This window comes from Streptomyces sp. NPDC051563, from assembly GCF_044454225.1.
GTDB lineage: Bacteria > Actinomycetota > Actinomycetes > Streptomycetales > Streptomycetaceae > Streptomyces.
Map to the genome: position 1 here is coordinate 1 of NZ_JBITDL010000026.1, position 17,178 is coordinate 17,178.

Below are 17,178 nucleotides of genomic sequence, written 5' to 3' on the forward strand. Positions count from 1 at the left end.
TCCACCGAAATGGACGGGGTATCAACTTTTTGGCGTTGATTTTTGGCACGCTGTTGAGTTCTCAAGGAACGGACGCTTCCTTTGTACTCACCCTCAGTAGCAATTACTGGGGCTTTCCTCCGGGCTTTCGTTCTGTTCTGTTCTTGCGTTTCAGACTCTATCAGAGTCTGTCTCGCTTGTTTCCCGCCTTCCAGGTCATCCGCTTTCGCGGTTTTCCCTTTCCGGCGAGTCCGACTCTATCAGTCCTTTTCCTTCTCTCTGACCACTCTCCGTTTTGCCGAATGGGCATGCGGAAAGAAGGCGAGATCAAGATCAGAAGTGGAGAGAGGGGGGAGTCCCGTCCATCAGCCGTTCGCGAAATGTTCACGCGGGGCTTCCTGGCGGGAGTCAGAACAGTACAGGTCGGCCAGGGCCCAGGCAAATCGATTCAGGCGTATGGTCTAGTCCACCGGTCTAGTCCACTAGTCTCCGTGCCGAAGGACCAGTCCGGTTCGGGACCAACATCGGGCGAACCCGAACATCTTGTGACTTATCCTTCTGGAGAGTACGCCGTTCGCGACAGGTAGTGACGGCGACACGACGAAGCCCCACCCCTGGGAGGCCCCCATGACCAGCGTGACGTCCCCACTTGCCGGGACCGCCATCGGACTCGCGGCAGTGCCCGATCCGGTGTTCTCCGGCGCGATGGTGGGTCCGGGTACCGCCATTGATCCCGTGCGCGAGCCTTCGGCGGCGGTGTCCCCCGTAGACGGTGTGGTGGTCTCCCTGCACCCGCACGCGTACGTGGTCGTCGACAGCGAGGGCCACGGTGTGCTCACGCACCTGGGCATCGACACCGTTCAGCTCAACGGCGAGGGCTTCGAGCTGCTCGTGAACAAGGGCGACACCGTGACCCGCGGCCAGGAGGTCATTCGCTGGAACCCGGCCGCCGTCGAGGCTGCCGGCAAGTCCCCCATCTGCCCCGTCGTGGCGCTGGAGGCGACTGCCGATTCCCTCACGGGCGTCGTCGAGGCCGGAGACATGAAGGCCGGAGACGTTCTCTTCGGCTGGCAGTGACGTATCCGCCTGCTCGGGCGAACCGGACATCCAACGCGGCGGGTGGACCTGCCGCTCAATCGGAGACAGGTGAAATGGAGACAACGCTGCGAGGCGTCGGCGTGAGCCACGGTGTGGCGATCGGCGAGGTTCGGCACATGGGCACGGCGGTTCTCGAACCGCCGGCGAAGCAGATCACCGCGGACGAGGCGGAGCGCGAGCAGGGGCGCGCCCGCCAGGCCGTGGAAGCTGTATCGGCCGACCTGATCGCCCGGGGCCAGCTGGCCGGTGGCGAAGCCCAGCACGTGCTCGAGGCCCAGGCGATGATCGCCACGGACCCCGAGCTCATGGCGGACGTCGACCGGCGCATCGCCGTCGGCAGCACCGCCGAGCGCGGTGTGTACGACGCGTTCGCCGCCTACCGTGACCTGCTCGCCGGTGCCGGTGAGTACATGGCCGGCCGGGTGGCCGACCTGGACGACGTGCGCAACCGCATCGTCGCGCGCCTGCTCGGCGTGCCGATGCCGGGCGTGCCCGACAGCGACGAGCCGTACGTGCTGATCGCGCGGGACCTGGCTCCCGCGGACACCGCTCTGCTCGACCCGGCGCTGGTCCTCGGTTTCGTGACCGAGGAAGGCGGCCCGACCAGCCACAGCGCGATCCTCGCGCGTGCACTGGGCGTGCCGGCCATCGTCGCGCTGCCGGGTGCGGGCGAGATCGCCGAGGGCACGGTCATCGCCGTCGACGGCAGCACCGGCGACCTGTTCGTGGAGCCGAGCGCGGCGAAGCGGGCCGAGCTGGAGGCCGCGGCCGCCGAGCGCAAGGCCGCTCTCTCCGCGTCTTCCGGTCCGGGCGCCACGTCAGACGGGCACAAGGTGCCGCTGCTCGCCAACATCGGCGGTCCGGCGGACGTGCCGGCGGCCGTCGATGCCGGGGCGGAGGGTGTGGGCCTGTTCCGCACCGAGTTCCTCTTCCTCGACGACAGCAAGCACGCGCCGACCGAGGAGAAGCAGGTCGAGTCGTACCGCAAGGTCCTCGAAGCCTTCCCCGAGGGCCGTGTCGTCGTGCGCGTTCTGGATGCCGGCGCCGACAAGCCGCTGGACTTCCTGACCCCGGCCGACGAGCCGAACCCGGCTCTGGGTGTCCGTGGCCTGCGTTCGCTGCTCGACCACCCGGACGTGCTGCGCACGCAGCTCACCGCGCTGGCCAAGGCCGCCGAGGGGCTGCCGGTCTACCTCGAGGTCATGGCCCCGATGGTGGCCGACCGCATCGACGCCAAGGCGTTCGCGGACGCGTGCCGCGAGGCCGGTCTGAAGGCGAAGTTCGGTGCGATGGTGGAGATCCCCTCCGCCGCGCTGCGGGCGCGCTCGATCCTCCAGGAGGTCGAGTTCCTTTCGCTGGGCACCAACGACCTGGCCCAGTACGCCTTCGCCGCCGACCGTCAGGTCGGCGCCGTATCGCGGCTGCAGGACCCGTGGCAGCCCGCGCTGCTCGACCTGATCGCCATGTCCGCCGAGGCCGCCAAGGCCGAGGGCAAGAGCTGCGGCGTCTGTGGCGAGGCCGCCTCCGACCCGCTGCTGGCCTGTGTGCTGACGGGTCTGGGTGTCACCTCCCTTTCCATGGGTGCCGCTTCGATTCCCTACGTGCGGGCGACGCTGGCCAAGCACACCCTCGCGCAGTGCGAGCGTGCGGCTGCCGCCGCGCGTGCCGCGGACACCGCCGAGGAGGCCCGTGTGGCCGCCCAGGCGGTGCTCTCCGGCGAGTAGCCGGACAGTACGACCGCGTTCGAGGGGCCTTCGCCGGTGGCGGGGGCCCCTCGGCCGTTTCCGGGGAGGGGGAGAGAGAACGTGAGACGCCTGGCTCAGTGGTGCGGGCCCGGTTCGTCCACCTCGTAGCCGGGGCAGTACTCGACGCCGGGCTCGGGGCCCACGGGCTCACCTGTGTCGGCGTCGGTGCAGTAGGCGTTGAAGACCGCTGCCGCCGAGAGGGGTACCAGGCGGCCCCGGTCCAGGCGCCAGCCGTGGACGCGGTCCCGGTCTCCCTCGGCGGTGCTGCGCAGGACCAGTCCCCCGGGTCCGCCGAGGGCCAGGCCCGCGGCGAGGACGGTCACGAAGTCGAGGCCGTCCCGGCCGTCCACCCGGGGCCGGCCGTCGGGTGCGGTGTCGGCGTGCAGGACCGCGACGAGCTGTTCCTCCGGCGCCGGGACGCTGCACACCAGGTGGTGGTGGCCCGGACCGGCCCGGTCCATCAGGCGCCGGAGCGCCTCGGCGGCGCGCTCGAAGGAGGCGGTCCCGATGTCCTCCCCGCAGTCGGCGCAGCGGCCCACTTCGGCCAGCAGGGTGCTCGCGTACTCCCAGGTGGCCTGTCGGACGGCCGCGTCGACGAGGAGCGGGACCAGTTCGTCGATCGGCCGGCCGTCATACGGGAGGCCGCTGGTGGCGCCGCCCAGTGCGGCGGTGAAGCGGGTGCGGGCCCCGGGGGTGTCGGGGTCGAGTCCCCGGTCCGCGCAGTAGTCGGCGTACTCCACGGGATCGAAGAGGGCGACGGTGGTGTGGATGCCCTGGGCCGCGAGGGAGCGGAGCAGCCGGTCCACGTGGTCCAGGTAGTCGCGGTGGTCGTCGAAGGCGAAGCTGCGGTATCCGCGCATGGCCGCGAAGTCCCCGGGGTCGGCCAGGAGGCCGAGGGTGCTGGGGACTTCGCGGCGCAGCGTGCGGCGCCTTCCGGTGCGGGCGGGACGGCCCGTGGTGGTCCTGGTCCCGGTGTCGTTCGAGCGTGGCATGGTTCCCCCTGATTGGCGCGATCGCTTGCTCACTCAGAGTAATCATCGCCACTGACAGTGGCTGCTCGGTCAGCCGCGGGTGCGGGCGAGCTCCTCGTAGAAGTGGAGGAGGTCGAGGTTGTCCACCGAGCCGGGGTTGACCGCCTTGGCCATGGGGGCGCCCTGGAGGAGCCGCTTGACCGGGACCTCGATGCGCTTGCCGGTGAGGGTGTGGGGGATGCCCGGGACCTCGATGATCTCGTCGGGGACGTGGCGCGGGGAGAGCTCCTCGCGGATCGTGGCCTTGATCCGCCCGCGGAGGGCCTCGTCGAGGACGGCGTCGGGCGCGAGGTGGACGAAGAGCGGCATCCAGTACCCGCCGTTCGGCTCCTCCAGGCCGATGACCAGGGATTCCTTGATCTCGGGGAGGCGTTCGACGGCCTCGTAGATGTCCGCGGAGCCCATCCGGACGCCCTGGCGGTTCAGGGTGGAGTCGGAGCGGCCGTGGATGACGACGGAACCGTGGTCGGTGATCGTGATCCAGTCCCCGTGGCGCCAGACGCCGGGGAACATCTCGAAGTAGCTGTCGCGGTAGCGGCTGCCGTCGGGGTCGTTCCAGAAGCGGATCGGCATGGACGGCATGGGGTTGGTGACGACGAGCTCGCCGACCTCGCCCGTGACGGGCTTGCCGGAGGGGTCCCAGGCCTGGAGGTCCGTGCCCAGGCAGGCGGCCTGGAGCTCGCCGATGTGGACCGGGAGGGTGGGGACGGCGCCGGCGAAGCAGCTGCAGACGTCGGTGCCGCCGCTGACCGAGGCGATCCAGAGGTCCTGCGCCACCTCGTCGTGGAGCCAGCGGAAGCCGTCGGGCGGCAGCGGGGACCCGGTGGTGGCCACGCACTTCACGGCGGAGAGGTCGAAGTCGCGGGAGGGGTGGACCTCGGCCTTGCGGCAGGCCATCACGTAGGCGGCGGAGGTCCCGTAGAGCGTGGCCTTGGTCCGCTCCGCGATGCGCCACTGGGCGCCGGTGTCGGGGAAGCCCGGGCTGCCGTCGTAGAGCACGACGGTGGTTCCGGTGAGCAGGCCGGAGACGAGGAAGTTCCACATCATCCAGCCGGTGGAGGTGTACCAGAAGAAGCGGTCCTCGGGGCCCAGGTCGCAGTGCAGGCCGAGCTGCTTGAGGTGTTCGAGGAGGATGCCGCCCTGCGACTGGACGATGGCCTTGGGCAGGCCCGTCGTGCCGGAGGAGTAGAGGACCCAGAGCGGGTGGTCGAAGGGGACCGGCTCGAAGACCGGCTCGCCCCCCTCCGGTGTCGCGGCGGCCGCGGTGAGCGCGGACCAGTCGAGGGCGCCCTCGGGGGCCGGCGTGCCGAGGAGCGGGATGTGGACGACGGCGCGCAGCGAGGGGAGCTCGGCGCGCAGTTCGGCGACGGTGTCCCGGCGGTCGTGTTCCTTGCCGCCGTAGCGGTAGCCGTCGACGGTGAAGAGGACCACCGGCTCCACCTGCTGGAAGCGGTCCAGGACGCTGCGCGCACCGAAATCGGGGGCGCAGGAGGTCCAGACGGCGCCCACGGCGGCGGTGGCGAGGAGCGCGGTGACGGCTTCGGGGATGTTGGGGAGGTAGCCGCTGACCCGGTCGCCGGGGCGGACGCCCAGGGTGCGCAGTTCGGCGGCGAGGGAGAGGACCTGGCGGCGTAGCTCGGCCCAGGTGACGGTGGTGGGCTCGTGGGTCTCGTCGACGTGGAGGAGGGCGGCGTCGTCGGCGCGGGCCGGGTCCGCCGCGGCGCGCAGGGCGTGCTCGGCGTAGTTGAGGGTGGCTCCCTTGAACCAGACGGCGCCCGGCATGGAGCGGTCCGCGAGGACGGACTCGTACGGGGTGGTGAAGCGGACGTCGAACCACTCGGCGACGGCCTGCCAGAAGCTGTCCAGTGCGTCGACGGACCAGCTGTGCAGGGCCGGGTAGCCGCCCTCCGCGGGGGCGCCGTGGTGTTCGGCGGCCCAGGCCTGGAAGGCGGTGATCCGGGCCGCGGCGATCCGGTCGGGGCCCGGGGACCAGAGGGGCTCGGAGGAGGTGGCTGCTGCGGTCATGCGTCGGCTCCCGGTCACGTCTGCGGTTCGCGCTTCGTGGCGTGTCATGGTCTGGCGTGGAGTGTGGTGTTCGTACGGTGCCATCGCGCGCGGGGTGTGCGCACGGGGGCTCACAGGGACGATGCCATGTGATCGACATCCGCACCAGAGTCGTCATCGGTAGTCGGCTGTGATCCTTTTGCGGGTGAACGGCAGTTGAACGGCGCCTTCTGGGCCGGGTGGCGGTGGCAGGGTGGGCGCCATGGACGGTCGTGGGCTGGTGCGTGCGGTGAAGGACCTCGGCGACGAGCGGGGGCGGCGTGCCTGGCGCTCCGCGTGGCGCAACCGGCGGGTGGACGCGGCGGGGCTCGCGCCCCGGGGCGCGGAGCGGGCGCGGGTGCCGGGTCTGCTGACCGGTACGGAGGCCCGGCCGGGCGGCGGGGTGCTGCGGTTCACCCGTTCGGAGCTGCTGGTGCGGGTCACCGTGGGCGGGGCGGTGTTCTGGGGCTGGGACGGCGCCGCGCCGACGCCCTCGTACGCGGTGGTCGGCAGTGGACCGGATCCCGATCCGCGCGCCGTACTGGAGCCGGACACCGACGGTGGCTGGCGGGTGGTGTCGGAGCGGGTGACGGTGGCGGTGTCCCGGCACGGGGCGGTGGAGGTGCGGACCCCCGGCGGGACGGTGCTGCGCCGGGATCTGCCACCGCGGTGGTGGGATCCGGTGGGGGCGGGCTCCGACGGGCGTGAAGGGGATGCGGCCGGGCCGGGGGGCGACGGCGGCGCCCACGAGGGGGTGGGTGACGGGGCGGCCGCCGGAGGCGGGGCGGCCGGTGCGGCCGACGCGGCGGCCGGTGGGGGTGCGCGATGGCTGTTGCGCAGTGAAGTCGCCGCCGACGCAAGGGTGTTCGGGCTGGGCGGGCGAGCGGCGGGGCCGCGGCTGCGGGACGGGAGCTACCGGCTGTGGAACACCGACCCCAAGGGCGGCTTCGGGTCCGGGTCCGGTACGGAGCCCCTGTACATCACGATGCCGGTGCAGCTGGTGGTCGCCGATGCGGGCACGCACCTGGTGTTCCACGACAACTCCTGGGACGGACGGGTGGTGTTGCGGGAGGGCGAGGAGGGCGCGGGCTCGGGGGCGGACCGGCCCGGCTCCTGCGAACTGCGCATGGAGGGCGGCCCCTTGCGGTGCTGGGTGCTGGTGGGGCCGCCCGGGCGGGTGCTGCAGGGCTGGTCCGGGCTGACGGGCGGGGCGGCCGTGCCCCCGGAGTGGGCGCTCGGGTACCAGCACGCGCGGTGGGGGTTCGGGAGCGCGGCGGAGGTCCGGCGGATCGTGGCCGGTTACGCCGGGCACGGGCTTGCGCTGTCGGCCGTCCACCTGGACATCGACCACTACGACGGCCACCGGGTCTTCACCGTGGACCACGAGCGGTTCCCGGATCTGCCGGGGCTGGCGAAGGAGTTGACGGACGGTGGCGTCCGGCTGGTCTCCATCGTCGACCCCGCGGTGAAGACGGGCGACCCGGTGCATGCCGCGGGGCTCGCGGTCGGCGCGCACGGGGCCTTCGTACGGGACCGGGCGGGAAGGGAGGTCCGGGGCGAGGTGTGGCCGGGCGAGTGCGCGTACCCGGACTTCACGGATCCCGAGGTGCGGCACTGGTGGGGCGGCCTGTACGAGGAGCGGCTCGCGCAGGGCTTCGCCGGGTTCTGGCACGACATGAACGAGCCGGTCTCCTTCGCCCCGTTCGGGGAACGGACGCTCCCCCGGTCGGCGCGGCACTGCCTGGACGGGGCCGGCGGGGACCACCGCGAGGCACACAACGTGTACGCCCTCGCGATGGCGCGCGCGGGCTGGGAGGGACTCGTACGGCTGCGCCCGGCCGAGCGGCCGTTCCTCTTCTCCCGGTCCGGGTGGGCGGGGATGCAGCGGTACGGAGGCACGTGGTCCGGTGACGTGGAGAGCAGCTGGGACGGGCTGCGGGCCTCGCTGGCCCTGGTGCTGGGCCTCGGGCTGTGCGGGGTGCCGTACTCGGGGCCGGACGTCGGGGGCTTCTGGGGTTCGCCCTCGCCGGAGTTGTACCTGCGGTGGCTGCAACTGGGTTCCTACCTGCCGCTGTTCCGGACGCACTCGGCGATATGGGCGGGCCGACGGGAGCCGTGGGAGTTCGGGGAGGAGACCACCCGGGCCGCACGGGCCGTCCTGGCGGAACGGGAGCGGCTGCGCCCGTACTTCGTGACGCTGGCCCATCTGGCACGGCGGACCGGGGCCCCGTACGTGCGGCCGCTGTGGTGGGGGGCGCCGGAGGACCGGGCGCTACGGGACTGCGAGGACGCGTTCCTGCTCGGTGACGCCCTGCTGGTGGCCCCGGTGCTGGAGTGCGGGTCCGACCGGCGGGCGGTGCGGTTGCCGCGCGGGCGCTGGTACGACACGGCGACGGGGCGGGCGTACGAGGGGCCGGGCCAGATCCTGCTGGACGCCCCGGCGGACCGGATCCCGGTGCTGGCACGGGCCGGTGCGCTGCTGCCGGTGCGGGCGGCCGACGGGTCGGTGGCCCTGGAGGCATGGGCTCCGGCCAGGGGCCGCACGGGCGGCGGGGTGGTGGTCCGGGACCCGGGGCCGGGCTTCGAGCCGGGCGAGGTGGAACGGTACGTGGTGCGGTGGGCCGGGGACGCGGTGGTGGTCGAGGACGAGGCCGGGGAGCGGGTGGACGGGGTGGTGCTGCGGGGGCTCTAGGGGGTGCCGACGGGCGGGTCCCAGAGGTGCCGGTCGGCGGGTCCCGTGGGTGCCGGTCCGCCGGGGCTGAGGTGCAGGTCCGCCGCGGCCGGAGGTGCCGGTCCGCCGCGGTGGGCGCCCGGGGGCGCTGGTCCGCGGCGGACCGGTGCGGGGTCAGCCGTCGATGCGGTGCGTGGTCCAGAACGAGGTCAGGTCCGTGGTCGTGGCGGCCTGGGCGGCCGCCTTGAACTCGGCCGTGGTCGAGATTCCGTACCAGTGCGAAGTGGCGTAGTCCTTCAGCAGCTTGGCCATGACGGTGTCGCCGAGGACCCTGCGCAGGTCGTGCAGGGCGCACTTGCCGTAGCCGTAGATCACGGTGGAGTAGCGGGAGGAGTGGGTGTCCCAGTAGGCCATCGAGTTGCTGATCTTCTCGGCCGACGAGGCCCAGGAGGTGCTGTTCCAGCAGCTCGCGCCGGTCTTGTTCTGCGCCAGGTCGGTGGCGTAGTCGGTGAACGCCTCGTCCAGCCAGGGGCTGTTGTACTCGTCGTCACCGACGATGCCGTACCACCACTGGTGGGCGATCTCGTGGGTGAGGGCCGTGGTGCTGACCAGGTCGAGGACGAACCCGGGGTATTCCATGCCGCCGAACCAGAAGTTGTTTTCGATCACCGCGTCCAGTTCGCCGTACGGGTAGGCGCCGAACCGGGCGGAGTGGGCGTCGACGGCGGACTTGGCGGTGGTGAGCATCGACTGGGAGTCGGACGCGCTGATGCCGGAGACGGAGTAGACGTTAACCGGGGTTCCGGCGGCCGAGGTGCCGGAGATCTTGCTGAACGGGCCGGCCGCCCAGGCGAAGTCGCGCACCTTGGTGGCGGTGGCGGTGGTCACCGTGCGCCCGCTGGTCCCCGGGGTGTCCACCGATGCGCCCGTGGCCGGTACGAGCAGGCCGCTCGGGTGGTCGAGGGCGACGCTGAAGTCGGAGGCCAGGGAGTAGAACGACTCGCCGTTGTTCGTGTACGGGTCCAGGTGCCAGCCGGCCCCGTCGCGGACCGCGAGCACGGGCAGGGCGTTGCCGATGAAGCTGAAGGCTCCGTCGTAGCCGAAGCGGTCGGCGCCGCTGGGCACGGTGATGCCGAGGTCGAAGCCAATCGTGGCACTCTGGCCCTGGGTCAGCGGTGCCGGGAGGTCGATCTTGAGTGCGGTGCAGTTGACGGACAGGGCGCCCGCCGTGCCGCCGGTGACGTTGCTGACCACGATGGGCATCGCGGCGCAGGTCCCGTGGTAGTTGTCCCACAGCCTCAGGTACACCTCGGCGAGCGGGGTGGCGGAGGCGTTGGTGAAGCTCGCGCTCTGGTGGCCGTTCCAGACGGTGCCGGCCGCGTTGCTGCTCAGGCTGACCGTGTAGGCGGGAGCCGCCGGGGTGCGGGTGGAGTCCCCGGGCGGGGTGGTGCCGCCGGAGGTGTCGAGGGCGACGTCGTCGAGGACGAAGTTGGTCTTGAGGCTGGAGTCCTCGGTGCCGGTGAAGGCGAGGCTCACGGTCTGGCCGGCGAACGCGGAGACGTCGAAGGTCTTCTGGACGTAGCCGGTGTTCTTGTCGAGGTTCGAGTACGTCGCCAGCGTGGTCGTGCCGATCTTCGCGGTCAGCTTGTCGTACTTGGTCGAGGTCGTGGTCTCGGCGGTGTCGACGTGCAGCCAGAAGGTGAGGCTCGCGCTGCTGCAGCCCGAGGGGATCGTGACGCTCTGGGAGAGGGTGTCGGTGTGCGTGCTGCCGACGCCGTTCAGCCAGGCGAAGTACGTACCGCCGTGGGCGCTCTGGCCGGTGCGGTTGGTGATGAGGCCGGTCTGCGACTGGGTCCAGGGCGACGTCCCGCTTTCGAGGCCGCCGTTGGCGACCACTTGGGCGGGGGTGCAGGCGGCGGGCGCGGCTGCCGCCGAGGTGGCGGGCAGGGCGGTGGCGACCAGCGCGGCGATGGCGAACACACTCGCCGCGAGGGCCTTGTGGGGGGTGGCTCTCACGCGAAACTCCTTTGAGGCGGCCGGGATCCCGGCCTGCTCGGTGGCTGCCCGGACGGCCTGGGTGCGCCGGGGGCGGCCGCGGGGGTGACGGCTGCCGGGAAGCCTGGCAGATTTGACCGGAGCATGCCATCAGAGGCAGGTAAAGGGTTCGTTCTCCGAACGCCGGGGTCCTGTGGCCGGTACGGCTCAGCGGTAGCGGCCCGCGAACCAGGCCCCGGCCACCGTCGTGTGCAGGGGGAACGCCAGCCGCTCCGGACCGCGCAGAACGTGCCAGCCCGTCGTTTCGTCCGTCGGCGCCGAAACCGGAAGGGCGGAGGCCGGGCGGACGGGCAGGAGACCGAAGACGAGCAGGTGGCCGGCCGGGGAGCTGAGCGTGTCGGCCAGGGCGACCTCGGAGGCCGGGGCGTGGATGCCGGTCTCCTCGCGGAGTTCGCGGACGACGGACTCGCGCCAGTCCTCGCCGAAGTCCATGAACCCGCCGGGCAGGGCGATGCCGCCGAGGGCGGGCTCGATGGTGCGGGTGATGACGACCAGGCCGGTGCCGAGCTCGTCCTCGACGGGGAGCAGGGCGACGGCGACCGGGAGCGGGTTGCGGTAGGCGACCGCTCCGCACGCGGGGCAGGTACGGGGCCAGTCGGCCGTATCGAACAGGGCTCCGCAGGTGGAGCAGTGCGAGTCCTTCAGGTGCGCCGGCATGCGGCGATGGTATTCCAAGGGGCATGCGGATGGCGGTTGTTGCGGGACGGGTGGGCGCGGTGGGCGCACTGGGGCTGCTCGCGGCGGTGGCCGCGGCCGGGGCGGTGGCCGCGCCGCGGGCCTCTCCCGCCGGGCGGTCCGCGGCGCCCGCGGGGGTCACGGCGCCCGTCGGGTTCGCGGCGCCGATGAGACCCGCGGCGCCCACGGCGCCCACGGCACCCACGGCGCCCACGGGGTTCGTCGCGGTGGCCGAGGTGGATGCGAGCATCGGGCAGGAGATGCGGTACGCCACGCCGCACAATTTCACCGGCGCGGTGGTCGACGGTTACGACGAGCCCGTCTGCCTGCTCGCCCGGCCCGCGGCCGAGGCGCTGCGGCGGGCGCAGCGCGAGGTGCTGCGCCGCGGGTACTCGCTGCTGGTGTACGACTGCTACCGGCCGCAGCGGGCCGTCGACCGGTTCGTGCGGTGGGCCGGGGACGGGGCGGACCAGCGGACCAAGGCGGAGTTCTATCCGGGGGTGGCCAAGGACCGGCTGGTCCCCGAGGGGTACATCGCCGAGAAGTCCGGGCACAGCCGTGGCAGCACCGTCGACGTGACCCTGGCGGAGCTCGGGCGGGGGCCCCTCGGCATGGGGACGCCGTTCGACTTCTTCGATCCCCTCGCGCACACCGACAGCCCGCGGGTGACGGGGCCGGCCCGTGAGCACCGGGATCTGCTGCGGCGGGTGCTCGGCCGGCAGGGGTTCGTCAACCTGCCCCAGGAGTGGTGGCACTTCACGTACGCACCGGAGGCGTTCCCGGACGCGTCCTTCGATTTTCCGGTCTCTGTCGCCTCCGTGCACCGCTGAGTACCGTGCCCGCATGACATTCAGTTCGTACGAGGAGTTCTGGCCCTACTACGTCGCCATGCACTCCCGCGCCGCCACCCGCTGGATCCATCTCACCGGCACCCTCTCCGGGCTCGCCCTCACCCTCTACGGGCTGGCCCGCGGCCGGAAGCGGTACCTCGCCGCGCTGCCCGTGATCGGGTACGGGACGGCGTGGACGGCGCACTTCCTGATCGAGGGGAACAACCCGGCCACCTTCGGCAATCCGGCGTGGTCGCTGCGCGGGGACGCGCAGATGATCCGGATGATGCTGGCCGGGCGGGACGCGGAGCTCGGGGAGATCGCACGCAAGTGGCTCGCCGAGAAGCCGTGCGAGGACCGCGCTCCCGGGGGTGCGTTCCCGCGCGTTCCCTGACAGACTTCTGACGGTTCGTCAGATACCGGTTTCGGGAGGGGTCTTGGAACGCACACGCACGGAACGCACACGCACACCCGTGGTCGACGGGTGGTTCACCGGGGACGACGCGGACGGCGGCTTCCGTCTGCTCGGCACCCGGTGCTCCGCCTGCGCCGCCGTGTTCTTCCCGCGCGAGGACGCGTACTGCCGCAATCCGCACTGCCCGGGCGGCGGCGAGCTCGCCGAGACCCCGCTGTCCCCGCGCGGCCGGGTCTGGTCCTACACGGACGGCCGGTACCGGCCGCCCGCGCCCTACGTGTCCGACCCGGCCGCGCCCTGGACCCCGTACACCCTGGTCGCCGTGGAGCTGGAGGCCGAAGGGATGGTCGTCCTCGGGCAGACGGTGCCCGGGGTGGGCGTCGGTGATCTGGCGGTCGGGATGGAGGTCGAGGTGGTCGGCGGCGTGCTGAACGAGGATCCCGACGGCACCGTCCGGACCACCTGGCAGTTCCGGCCCGTGGGGGTGGAGCGGTGAGCGCCGACATCGCCGTCCTCGGGGCCGGCATGCACCCGTGGGGCAAGTGGGGCCGCAGCTTCGTCGAGTACGGGCGGGCCGCCGCGCGGGCCGCGCTCGCCGACGCCGGGCTGGACTGGACCGACGTGCAGTCCATCGTGGGGGCCGACACCGTGCGGTCGGGCTACCCCGGTTACGTGGCCGGAGCCACCTTCGCGCAGGCGCTGGGCTGGCAGGGCGCCCGGGTGACCAGCGTGTACGCGGCCTGCGCCTCCGGCGCCCAGGCCGTCGGCGCGGCCCGGGCGCAGATCCTGGCCGGGCTCGCCGACGTGGTGCTGGTGGTCGGGGCGGACGCCGCCCCGAAGGGGTTCTTCGCCCCCGCGGGCGGGGACCGGCCGGACGACCCGGACTGGCTGCGCTTCCGGGTCCTGGGCGCCACGAACCCGGCCTACTTCGCCCTGTACGCCCGCCGCCGCATGGCCCTCTACGGGGACACCGGTGAGGACTTCGCGCAGGTCAAGGTGAAGAACGCGGCGGCCGGGCTGCTGAACCCGAACGCCCGGTACCGCAAGGCCGTGACGGCCGAGGAGGTGGCCGCCTCGGCGATCGTCGCCGATCCGCTGCGGCTGCTGGACATCTGCGCCACCTCCGACGGGGGCGCGGCGCTCGTGCTGAGCAGCATGGACTTCGCCCGCTCGCGGGGGGTCGCGGACCCGGTGCGGATCCGGGCCGTGTCCACGGTGACGCCCACCTATCCCCGTACCGTCCTGGACCTGCCGGACATCGCCACCGACTCGGTGACGGCCGGGGTGGCGACCGCCGGCTCCTTCCGGGCCTCGATCGCGCGGGCCGCGTATGAGGAGGCGGGGCTCGGGCCGGACGACCTCTCGCTCGCCGAGGTCTACGACCTGTCCACCGCGCTGGAGCTGGAGTGGTACGAGGACATCGGCCTGTGCGGCGAGGGTGAGGGGGCCAAGCTCGTCCGGGAGGGCGCGACCGCGCTCGGCGGCCGGATCCCCGTCAACACCAGCGGTGGACTCGCCTCGTTCGGGGAGGCGGTGCCCGCGCAGGCCATCGCCCAGGTGTGCGAACTGACCTGGCAGCTCCGGGGCACCGCCGGGGAGCGGCAGGTGGCGGGGGCGCGGGCCGGAATCACCGCGAACCAGGGCCTGTTCGGGCACGGATCGGCGATCGTCGCGGTGCGGTAGGGCCGCGGCCGGAAAAGCGGGCCGGGATGCCCGGCCGGTCCCGCCGGCCGGGCGCGGGCAGTGATCCAGGACGCAGAGATCCGGGGGCTGCCCGGCCCCGAGGAGGTGTCCCCGGGCAGCGGCCGTCCCCGCAACGCTGCGGGGACGGCCGCCGGCTCCGGGTCCCCGTCCTGCCGGTGGGACACCACTGCTAAACTAGGACATTGCTCACTATCTGGTGTCCTTTCGCTGTGCTGCGGCCTGCCCGTGCTGCTCGTTCCTCGTTCTCGCTCGCCGCGGTACCCGACCGCCGAGCTCCGAGCCCGAGGTGTGATCCGGCATGAGAACCTTCCGCGCCGACGCGACGCCGGCCGATACCGCCCCCACGCACGGCCCCCTTCGCCCCCGCCTCGGCAGGGTCCGGTCCGGCGTGCTCGCCCCCGGGGTGGCCCTGCTCATCGTGGTCTGCGGGGTGCCCCTGGCGGCTCCCGGGGCGTCTGCTGCCGCAGCGACCGTCGCGGCCGATCCCGTACCAGGACCGTCCGCTCCCACGCCCGGGCCGGCCCTCAAGCCCATCGATCCGGCCACGCTGCGGTCGGCCGTCGACGCGGCGGCGAAGAAGCTGCTGATACCGGGCGCGGTGGTGCTGCTCCGCACCCCGCAGGGCACCTTCCGCGTCCTCACGGGCACGGCGGAGCTCGGCAAGGACCGGCCCCCCACGACCGCAGACCACTTCAGGATCGCCTCCAACACCAAGACCATGACCTCGGCGCTGATCCAGCTCCTCGTCCAGGACGGCAAGGTCCGTCTCACCGACCCGGTGTCCGCCTACGTGCCGGGGGTGCCCAACGGTGCGGGGATCACCATCGCCGAGCTGCTGGAGATGCGCAGCGGGCTGTACAACTACACCGACGCCCCCGAGTTCTCGGCGGCCCTCGACGCGGACCCGGGCAAGGCGTGGACCCCGCAGGAGGTCCTCGACATCGCCTTCCGCCGCCCGCCGGACGCCGCCCCCGGGACGGAGTACGCGTACGACAACACCAACTACGTGCTGTTGGGCCTCGTGGCGGAGAAGGCCGGGGGCCGCCCGCTCGCCGAGCAGTTCAAGGACCGGCTGTTCACCCCGCTCGGTCTCACCGGCACCTCGCTCCCGGGCATCCACGACACCTCGCTGCCCGCGCCGTACGCGCACGGTTACCTGTACGGCGGTTCCGCGCACGCCATGACCGACGAGCCGTACCCCGCCGACGTACAGGCCGCGGCCCGCTCGGGGAAGCTGAAGCCGCTGGACTACACCCACCAGAACGCGTCCTACGCCACCGCCGCGGGCGGCGCCGTCTCGACGGCGGACGACACGGCCACCTGGATCAAGGCGCTGGTCACGGGCAAGGTCCTCGACCCCGCCTCCCAGAAGCGCTGGCTGGACAGCCCCCGGCCTCAGGATCCGGCCGCTCCCGACGCCCAGCAGTACGGCTACGGAATCGCCTACCAGCGCTTCACCCCGCGGGCCGCGATGTACTTCCACGGCGGCGAACTCCCCGGCTTCAACTCCTTCATGGGCCACGACCCGGACAACGACGTCACCCTGGTCGTCTGGGCGAACCTGACGGTCTCGCTCGACGCGAAGGCGGCGGCCATGGCCCTGCTGCCCACGATCCTCAACCAGGTCTACTCGGGGGTCTCCTACCCCACCGTCACCGACCACGACGACCCCGGCCGCGGGCGCTGAACAGGGGCCGCTGTCCGAACGCTTGACGGTCCCCGGTGGCGGGTTCACACTCTCTCCACGGTCCCGCACCGCCACCGGGACACCCGGATCCCCCCATGAGAGCTGCGGCCCGTACCCCAGTCGGCGGGGGTACGGGCCGCCTCCATGTTCACGGCCCGGTGCGCGGGGAGGCGCCGGTGCGCCGAGGGCGCCCTAAGGGCTCGTCAGGCTCGCGCGGCGCGCCCTGGCCAGGGTCATCGCGTGCTCCACGACCCCCACCAGGACGTCCTTCACCGACTCCCGGTCCCGTGCGTCGCACAGCAGCACCGGCACCTCGGGGACGAGGTCCAGGGCTTCCCGTACGGTCACCACGGGGTACTGCTCGGCTCCGTCGAAGCAGTTCACGGCGACCACGAAGGGGATCTCGCGGCGCTCGAAGTAGTCGATGGCGGCGAAGCAGTCGGAGAGCCGCCGGGTGTCCGCGAGGACGACGGCGCCGAGCGAGCCCTGCGCCAGCTCGTCCCACAGGAACCAGAAGCGGTCCTGTCCGGGCGTGCCGAACAGGTACAGCACCAGGTCCTCGCGCAGGGTGATGCGCCCGAAGTCCATGGCCACCGTGGTGGTGGTCTTGCCCTCCACTCCCCCGGTGTCGTCGATGGTCCGGCCCGGTTCGGAGAGGCGTTCCTCCGTCCGGAGCGGTCTGATCTCGCTCACCGCACTGACCAGGGTGGTCTTGCCCACCCCGAAACCGCCCGCGACCAGGATTTTCAGGGTCAGCGGCTCGACCGGCGTCACGGCATGCATGGCGCCGGTGCGGCTAGAGCGCCCGAAGGCCATCGATCACCTCACGCAGAATGGATTCGTCGGGCAGTTCGGCCGGGGGGACCGGCCGGGTCACGTGCACCAGTTCGTCGTCGACCAGGTCGCCGATCAGGACGCGTACGACCCCGACCGCGAGGTCGAGTTCGGCCGCGAGCTCCGCCACGGACTGCGGGCGGAGCAGGCAGAGCCCGAGGATGTCGGCGTGTTCCGGGGACAGCGTCGTGTCCCAGACCGGGTCGTCGGCCGCGGATTCGGCGACCACCAGCGCGATCAGGTCGAGGCGGTGCTGCCCGGCGTGGCTGGTCCGGCCGCGGGTCATCGCGTACGGACGCACCACGGGACCCGCTTCGTCGTCGAACCACTGCTCGGCGGCGGCGTCGGGCGCCGTGCCGGCGGTGGCTCCGGACGGGTGGGCGGGGTGGTCCTGGCCTGGATCGCTCATGC

Annotated in this window: 14 protein-coding genes; 8 read left to right on the forward strand and 6 right to left on the reverse strand. The window is 72.4% G+C overall.

The genetic code is table 11. The features are described 5' to 3' along the window. The first annotated feature begins 606 nt into the window (after window positions 1-606). Together ACIA8F_RS27845 and ptsP are read left to right on the forward strand one after the other, a co-directional pair. The gene (locus tag ACIA8F_RS27845) at window positions 607-1,056 is read left to right on the forward strand and encodes a PTS glucose transporter subunit IIA (protein ID WP_399382791.1); all 450 of its coding nucleotides are present in this window, start codon (window positions 607-609) and stop codon (window positions 1,054-1,056) included. Between the two features lie 74 nt (window positions 1,057-1,130). After that, window positions 1,131-2,801, forward strand: a complete 1,671-nt coding sequence (gene ptsP / locus ACIA8F_RS27850; RefSeq protein WP_399382792.1) for a phosphoenolpyruvate--protein phosphotransferase — start codon at window positions 1,131-1,133, stop codon at window positions 2,799-2,801. Between the two features lie 95 nt (window positions 2,802-2,896). Here ptsP and ACIA8F_RS27855 read toward each other — a convergent pair whose 3' ends face one another. Both ACIA8F_RS27855 and ACIA8F_RS27860 read right to left on the reverse strand, forming a co-directional pair. Further along, window positions 2,897-3,814 (reverse strand): hypothetical protein, encoded by a 918-nt coding sequence (locus ACIA8F_RS27855; protein ID WP_399382794.1) that lies wholly within the window; start codon window positions 3,812-3,814, stop codon window positions 2,897-2,899. A gap of 69 nt (window positions 3,815-3,883) precedes the next feature. Next, window positions 3,884-5,878 (reverse strand): acetoacetate--CoA ligase, encoded by a 1,995-nt coding sequence (locus tag ACIA8F_RS27860; RefSeq protein ID WP_399382796.1) that lies wholly within the window; start codon window positions 5,876-5,878, stop codon window positions 3,884-3,886. Window positions 5,879-6,119: 241 nt separating this feature from the next. Between ACIA8F_RS27860 and ACIA8F_RS27865 the strand changes: the two genes are divergently transcribed. Beyond that, the gene (locus tag ACIA8F_RS27865; RefSeq protein ID WP_399382798.1) at window positions 6,120-8,588 is read left to right on the forward strand and encodes a glycoside hydrolase family 31 protein; all 2,469 of its coding nucleotides are present in this window, start codon (window positions 6,120-6,122) and stop codon (window positions 8,586-8,588) included. Window positions 8,589-8,741: 153 nt separating this feature from the next. On the opposite strand, the gene ACIA8F_RS27870 is transcribed toward ACIA8F_RS27865, so the two are convergent. Both ACIA8F_RS27870 and ACIA8F_RS27875 read right to left on the reverse strand, forming a co-directional pair. Next, the gene (locus ACIA8F_RS27870) at window positions 8,742-10,583 is read right to left on the reverse strand and encodes a M1 family aminopeptidase (protein WP_399382799.1); all 1,842 of its coding nucleotides are present in this window, start codon (window positions 10,581-10,583) and stop codon (window positions 8,742-8,744) included. 186 nt (window positions 10,584-10,769) lie between these two features. Further along, the gene (locus ACIA8F_RS27875; protein ID WP_399382800.1) at window positions 10,770-11,279 is read right to left on the reverse strand and encodes an NUDIX domain-containing protein; all 510 of its coding nucleotides are present in this window, start codon (window positions 11,277-11,279) and stop codon (window positions 10,770-10,772) included. Between the two features lie 29 nt (window positions 11,280-11,308). Between ACIA8F_RS27875 and ACIA8F_RS27880 the strand changes: the two genes are divergently transcribed. The 5 genes from ACIA8F_RS27880 (at window position 11,309) to ACIA8F_RS27900 (ending at window position 15,933) form a co-directional block, all read left to right on the forward strand. Beyond that, complete coding sequence (locus tag ACIA8F_RS27880; protein ID WP_399382802.1) at window positions 11,309-12,127, forward strand: M15 family metallopeptidase; 819 nt, start codon at window positions 11,309-11,311, stop codon at window positions 12,125-12,127. A gap of 13 nt (window positions 12,128-12,140) precedes the next feature. Beyond that, window positions 12,141-12,521: an Mpo1-like protein gene (locus ACIA8F_RS27885; RefSeq protein ID WP_399382804.1), complete on the forward strand. Its 381-nt coding sequence runs from the start codon at window positions 12,141-12,143 to the stop codon at window positions 12,519-12,521. 43 nt (window positions 12,522-12,564) lie between these two features. Beyond that, window positions 12,565-13,038 (forward strand): Zn-ribbon domain-containing OB-fold protein, encoded by a 474-nt coding sequence (locus ACIA8F_RS27890; RefSeq protein ID WP_399382805.1) that lies wholly within the window; start codon window positions 12,565-12,567, stop codon window positions 13,036-13,038. Then, window positions 13,035-14,225, forward strand: coding sequence for a lipid-transfer protein (locus tag ACIA8F_RS27895; RefSeq protein ID WP_399382807.1), 1,191 nt, complete (start codon window positions 13,035-13,037; stop codon window positions 14,223-14,225). The genes ACIA8F_RS27890 and ACIA8F_RS27895 overlap by 4 nt, the downstream gene beginning before the upstream one ends. 319 nt (window positions 14,226-14,544) lie before the next feature. Beyond that, complete coding sequence (locus tag ACIA8F_RS27900; protein WP_399382808.1) at window positions 14,545-15,933, forward strand: serine hydrolase domain-containing protein; 1,389 nt, start codon at window positions 14,545-14,547, stop codon at window positions 15,931-15,933. Window positions 15,934-16,125: 192 nt separating this feature from the next. On the opposite strand, the gene ACIA8F_RS27905 is transcribed toward ACIA8F_RS27900, so the two are convergent. Further along, window positions 16,126-16,749 (reverse strand): GTP-binding protein, encoded by a 624-nt coding sequence (locus tag ACIA8F_RS27905; RefSeq protein WP_399382810.1) that lies wholly within the window; start codon window positions 16,747-16,749, stop codon window positions 16,126-16,128. After that, window positions 16,730-17,176 carry a DUF742 domain-containing protein gene (locus ACIA8F_RS27910; protein WP_399382811.1) on the reverse strand — a complete coding sequence of 149 codons (447 nt, stop codon included), beginning with the start codon at window positions 17,174-17,176 and terminating at the stop codon, window positions 16,730-16,732. The genes ACIA8F_RS27905 and ACIA8F_RS27910 overlap by 20 nt, the downstream gene beginning before the upstream one ends. Window positions 17,177-17,178: the final 2 nt, after the last annotated feature.

Coding starts and splice junctions, on each gene's coding strand:
- ACIA8F_RS27845 (WP_399382791.1), top strand. CDS start 607: ATGACCAGCGTGACGTCCCCACTTGCCGGGACCGCCATCGGACTCGCG.
- ptsP (WP_399382792.1), top strand. CDS start 1,131: ATGGAGACAACGCTGCGAGGCGTCGGCGTGAGCCACGGTGTGGCGATC.
- ACIA8F_RS27855 (WP_399382794.1), bottom strand. CDS start 3,814: ATGCCACGCTCGAACGACACCGGGACCAGGACCACCACGGGCCGTCCC.
- ACIA8F_RS27860 (WP_399382796.1), bottom strand. CDS start 5,878: ATGACCGCAGCAGCCACCTCCTCCGAGCCCCTCTGGTCCCCGGGCCCC.
- ACIA8F_RS27865 (WP_399382798.1), top strand. CDS start 6,120: ATGGACGGTCGTGGGCTGGTGCGTGCGGTGAAGGACCTCGGCGACGAG.
- ACIA8F_RS27875 (WP_399382800.1), bottom strand. CDS start 11,279: ATGCCGGCGCACCTGAAGGACTCGCACTGCTCCACCTGCGGAGCCCTG.
- ACIA8F_RS27880 (WP_399382802.1), top strand. CDS start 11,309: ATGGCGGTTGTTGCGGGACGGGTGGGCGCGGTGGGCGCACTGGGGCTG.
- ACIA8F_RS27885 (WP_399382804.1), top strand. CDS start 12,141: ATGACATTCAGTTCGTACGAGGAGTTCTGGCCCTACTACGTCGCCATG.
- ACIA8F_RS27900 (WP_399382808.1), top strand. CDS start 14,545: ATGAGAACCTTCCGCGCCGACGCGACGCCGGCCGATACCGCCCCCACG.
- ACIA8F_RS27905 (WP_399382810.1), bottom strand. CDS start 16,749: ATGGCCTTCGGGCGCTCTAGCCGCACCGGCGCCATGCATGCCGTGACG.
- ACIA8F_RS27910 (WP_399382811.1), bottom strand. CDS start 17,176: ATGAGCGATCCAGGCCAGGACCACCCCGCCCACCCGTCCGGAGCCACC.